Source organism: Lysobacter sp. Root690 (assembly GCF_001427785.1).
Taxonomy (GTDB): domain Bacteria; phylum Pseudomonadota; class Gammaproteobacteria; order Xanthomonadales; family Xanthomonadaceae; genus Lysobacter.
Genome location: NZ_LMHM01000016.1, coordinates 693,590 through 698,023 on the forward strand (window position 1 = coordinate 693,590; position 4,434 = coordinate 698,023).

Below are 4,434 nucleotides of genomic sequence, written 5' to 3' on the forward strand. Positions count from 1 at the left end.
AGGCGTCGTAGGTATAAGCGGTGCGCAGGTTCAAACCGCTTGAATCGGCGGCAACCTGGGTCAGGCGGCCTTCGCGGTCGTAGCTGTAGGCGGTCGTGCGACCGCTGGCGTCGGTGACTTCGCTCTGGCGGCCTTGGCTGTCGTAGCGGTAGGTCGTGGTAATCGCCAGGCCCGCGGGGTCTTCGATCCGTTGCAACAAGCGACCGACCGCGTCGTAACGCAGTTCGACCCGGCGTCCGGTGCGATCGACGGTGGCGCTGAGCAGGCCGCGCGCGTCGTACTCGTTGGAATCGGCGCGACCGAGCGCATCGGTCGTGCTCTTGAGATTGCCGTCGCGATCGTAGAGGTAGCTGGTGTTGGCAACCGTGCCTCCCGGCAACGGTGTGGCGACGTTGACCTGCTGGCCGTGGCGATTGAAGGTCGTGACCACCGTGACGCCCTCGGGCGTGGTGACCGTGGTGGTGCGGTTAGCGGTATCGTAGGCGCTGGTGGTGGTGCGGCCCAGTGCGTCAGTGACGCTGAGCACGCGGCCGTAGACGTCGTAGCTGGTGCTGGTCAGCTCCTGGCGGCCCATCACCGTCTGACTTGCGGTCAGCTGGCGGCCGAGGCGGTCGTAGCTGTAGGTGGTCGGTACGCCACGCGCATCGACGGCCGTGATGACCCGGCCGAAGGCGTCGTAGGTCCAGCTCACACCACGCTCCACCGCATGACCGCGCGAGTCGGTCCGCGCGGTCAACAAGCCGCGCTTGTCGTATTTGAATTCGACAGACGGCGCACCCGTCATCGGATACGCGCGCTCTTCTAGAATCTTTTCCCCAAAGGCGTTATAGGAGTAGCGCGTGGCGATCCCTTCGGCATTGATCGAATCGACGACTTGTCCGCGACGGTTGTAGCTGATGCCGCGTCGGCTGTCGCTGGCGGCGACGTAGGCCAAGGTGGTAATGGCGGTGGCGACGCTGTCGCGGCTGCCCGCGGTGGCCAGAGTGATGCGGCCGGTATAAGCGGTGGTCTCGCGCACTTCGCCGAAGGCGTTGTAGCGGATCTCGACGACTTCGCCCTGCGCGTTGGCCACGCCACTGGCGTCGGCGACGCCCTTGACGGTGAAGGTCGGGCGGCCGCTGGCATCGTAGAAATACCAGGTCTTGTTGCCGGCTGCGTCGATGCTTTCGCTGCGCTGGCCCAAGTTGTTGTAGCTGTGGCGCACGCCGTACTGGGCGTACAACGCATCGAGCTGGGCTTCGCTCATGCCCGGCAAGACCCGCGCGGCGCCTTCGCCATGCAGTTCACCGATCAACTCGCCGAACACGTTGTAGCGCATGCGGCCTTCGCGCACTTCCGTGGTGTCGACGGCGACTTCGCTGCGGATCAGGTTGCCCTGAGCGTCGTAGGTGTAGCGGGTGACGGTACCTTCCGGGTTTTGTTCGGCGATGACCCGGCCGGCGCTGTCGTAGCTGATGCGGGTTTCGCGCACGGTGCCGGCCGCGGCCGACGCGCGCAGCGTCGCCAGCGATTCGTTTCCGTTCAGACCGCCGAGCTTGAGCGCATAGGCCTTGCTCGCGCGTTGCAGGCGCTTGGCGTCATGCACGTATTCGGCCAGATAGCCTTCGGCATCGAGCGTCGCCACGAGGTTGCCGCGGCCGTCGTAGAACCAGCGCGTGACTTGGTCGTTGCCCGACGTCGCGGGGCGCAGATCGTTCAACGCGCCACTGGCCTGCTGCGCGGCCGGAGTCACCGTGGCGTAGGCGACGCTGCGGATGCGCCGACCGGCCAAGTCATAGCTGTGTTCGACCAGATAGCCCTCGGCATCCAGGCGCCCGGTCTCGCGACCTTGGGCGTCGTAGAAATAGCGGGTGACGCGCGCGGTTGCCGCGGTGCCGGCGGCATCGGTGGTACGTGTTTGCAGCAGACGGTTGGCGCCGTCATAGGTGAAGTTGGTGATGGCGCCTTCGGCGTCGGTCTGGGTGATGACGCGACCCAGGGCGTCGTAGCTGGTCGAGGTGCCGCGATCGGCGGCGACGGCGGCTGGCCGCACATCCTCGATGAGGTCGTATACGTAGATGCTGCCGATCGGCCATCCGGTTCGAATCACGGGCAACTCCGGCATGGGTCCCCCCGGACCGCCCGGTACCACCTCGCCAGAACCTTCGCCAGAGCCGCCTTGCCACGATGTCGGATCGACCCGGGTTGCATAACGCTTGGTCGCGATGATGCGCCCGAGCGGATCGCGTATGAATTCGGTAACCGCGCCGGTCTCGTCGACCTGGCCGGACAACTGCCCTTCGACGTCGTAGAAGAAATAGGTGCGCGCGCCGGCACTGTCCTGGCTTGCGCGCAGGCGACCGGTGCTGTCGTAATAGTTGCGCGACTCGCGCACGCCGCCGGAGGCGCCCGACACCGCGCTTTCCTTGACGTAGATCAAGCGGCCGGCGGCATCGCGCTGCTCGCTGCGGATGCGATCGTTGCCGGTGTTGCCGTCGCCGACCACGCCGCCTTCGNNCGATCGTGTGCGACAGGCGCAGCGAATCCTGATAGACCCAGGTGCGCGACTGGACCGTCACGCCCTTTTCGACCACGCGCTCGGAAATCAATCGGCCCAGGCCGTCGTAAGCGTAGATCGTCTGGAACGTGCCCTCGGCGCTGGTACGATTCTTCAGCAGCAAGCGGCCGCGCTCGTCGTAACGGTAGCCCTCGTAGATCAACGCATCGGTTTCGATGCCTTCGCCGGCGGCGTCGACGCTCGCGAACACCCGCTGGGTTCGGCCTTGCGCGGCGGGGTACGAGTACGTGGTCAGGATGCTGTTGGCCTTGCGCGCCGTGGTCGCCCACGCCTCCAGCCCGGCGAGCGTGTAAGCGCCGCTGTAGCTGTCGCCCAGGTACTGACGCTGCCTGGACAACTGGCCGATGCCCAGACCGTTGAGGTGATATTCCTGCTCGCTGACTTCGCCGGCCGCGTTGACGACGAAGCGCAGGCGGCCCTGCACGTCGTAAAGATAATTCGTGGTCAGTCCGCCGCTGGGTTGTCCGGCGCCGGGGCCGTCGGCATCGAGACCGGCGAAGACGGTTTCGCTAGCCAGTAGGTTGCTGGCGGTATAAGTGCGCTGCACCGCGCGCGCGCTGGCGTTGCTGCCGGTCTGCACCCGGTCCCATTGCCAGGTGAGGTTGCCGTTGGCGTCGTAGGCATAGTCGGTCTGGGCGAGGACCACGCCGCCGTTCTGAGTCGATACGCGAGTGACGTTGCCGGCCGCGTCGTAGGCGTACGTAGTGGTCTCGCGCAGGCCCTCGACCGCGGGCTGGCGGACTTCGGTCAACTGCCCCGACGCGTCGTAGACGTACGTCCACATGCGACCCGAGGAATCCGTCACGCTGGTGGTGGTCGCGCTGTCGTAGCTGAAGCTCAGGGTCTGGCCGAGGCCGTCGCTGTCGTCGTTATTGATATCGCCGCGGGTAACGCTCTTGATCCGGTTCTGCGCGTCGTAGGTGTAGCTGGTGACGGTGCCGTCGCTCTGCTCGACTCGCGAAATCAGCAGACTGGTGGCGTCGGTGTAGCTGTAGGTGGTCTTGAACAGATAGCCGTCGTTGGAACCGGCCTCGGCGGTCCATTGGTCGTGATCCGGAACGCTGCCCGAACTGTCGGGCTGAGTGCCGCGAGGGGTGAGATCGACAATGACCGAAGCCAGACGTCCGGCGCTGTCGTAGGAATACCAGGCGCGTCCGCCGGCGAGCGCGCGGCCGTCGGAATACGGATCGCTGGCCATGCTGGCCAGGCGGCCGTTGGCGTCGTAAGTGAAGACCAGGCGGCCGCCGTAAGCGTCCTGCGCCTGCGGCGTGATTTCCGCGATCCGTCCGTTGGCGTCGTACAGCACGTCCCAGACCTGCGGTTGCGCGCCGTCGCTGAGCGGATTGCGCAGTTGGGTCAGGCGGCCCTTGAGGGTCGCGCTGGCGTGGTCGGCATAACGCTCCTGCTGGCGCGTGCTGCCCTCGGTGTAGGTCCAGGCCGAGGTCGCGGCATCCCAGCTCAGGCTGTCGTGCGCGCCGTCGCCGGTGGTCGACAGATAGGTCGCGTTACCGGCGTAAGTGAAGTCCTGGTAAGAGCCATCACCGGTATGCCGGCGCATGACGCTGCCGGCGCTGTTGAGGCTGCCCGAGAGTAGTTCGACCCGGCGCTCGAACCCGGTGACCCACGCGTCCGCGCCAACCTGGGCCAACTGCCCGCGGCTGTTATAGGTTCGGTTGAAGCCCACCAGCATGCCGCGCGACAGGACCTGATCGTCCTGCGATTGCAGCAGCAAGTTGCCGGTGGCGACATTGACGAACTGATTGTCCTGACCCTGACCCAGGCGGGCTCCGCCGCCCAACCCCATTCCGATCTGGCTCGCCGAGCTGTTGAACAGCCCCAGACCATTCCCTGAAATTACTGCCGCCATTGCCCGCGCT